This window comes from Neisseria sp. P0021.S006 (assembly GCF_051956895.1).
In genome coordinates this window covers 1-895 of sequence record NZ_JBQCWZ010000542.1, presented here as the reverse complement: position 1 = coordinate 895, position 895 = coordinate 1, and the positions used below count along the sequence as shown (strand labels likewise).

At 54.5% G+C, this 895-nt stretch carries 1 protein-coding gene; it reads right to left on the bottom strand.

Annotated features, from left to right (window positions below):
- Nucleotides 1–895, bottom strand: an 895-nt coding sequence (locus ACTHUM_RS15555; protein ID WP_440403364.1) for a CRISPR-associated helicase/endonuclease Cas3, incomplete at both ends; no start/stop codon positions are given.

Below are 895 nucleotides of genomic sequence, written 5' to 3'. Positions count from 1 at the left end.
CATTAAGGTGGTCAGGTGGAACGTGCCGTCAAGGTGTTTGGCTTGGTCGTATAGGCTGCGGGCATGGCGTCGGTTGTTGACGATGACGAGCATTTGCGGGTGTTCGGCGAGTTTGGCGAGCAGGTCGGCGTCGGTTTGTGTGCCGATGTGTTGCACGATGGTGCGGCGCAGTTTGTCGAAAAGTGCGGTCGGTTTTGGGGCGATTTCGCGCACGTTTTCAAAGCCGCGATAGAAGCCATTTTCAGCTTGCACGGCAGGCTGGGTGGCGGTGCACATGACGACGCTGCAGCGGTAGTTTTGCGCCAATTCTTTGATGGCTTGCATGATGGGCAGCAAAAGATTGAGCGGCAGCATTTGCGCTTCGTCGAGGATGATGACGGAGCCTGTGATGTTGTGCAGCTTGCGGCAGCGCGAGGAGCGGTCGGCAAAGAGGGATTCGAAGAATTGCACGGCGGTGGTCACGACAATCGGCGCATCCCAGTTTTCCGAGGCAAGGCGCAATTTGTCTTTGGTGGCCTCATTTTGCAGTTTGCCGTCGTCGAAGGTGCTGTGGTGTTCCAACACGGCTTGTTCGCCCAATTCGCCAAAGGCTTTGCGGAATTCGGCGGCATTTTGTTCGATGATGCTGGTGAACGGGATGACGTAAATCACGCGACGCATGCCGTGATGTTTGGCGTGTTCCAGTGCGAATGCCATGGAAGTGAAAGTTTTTCCGCCACCGGTAGGCACCGTGAGCGTGAACAGCCCTTGCGCTTGTGTCGCTTGTTCTACGGCGTAATCGAGAATTTCACTGCGTAGGCGGTTTAAAGCGGCATTGCGTTTTTCGGCTTCGGTTTTCTTTGGAGTTTGAGCGATACGTCGTCTGAAATCGTTGATGAATTGATTGAAATTGTGT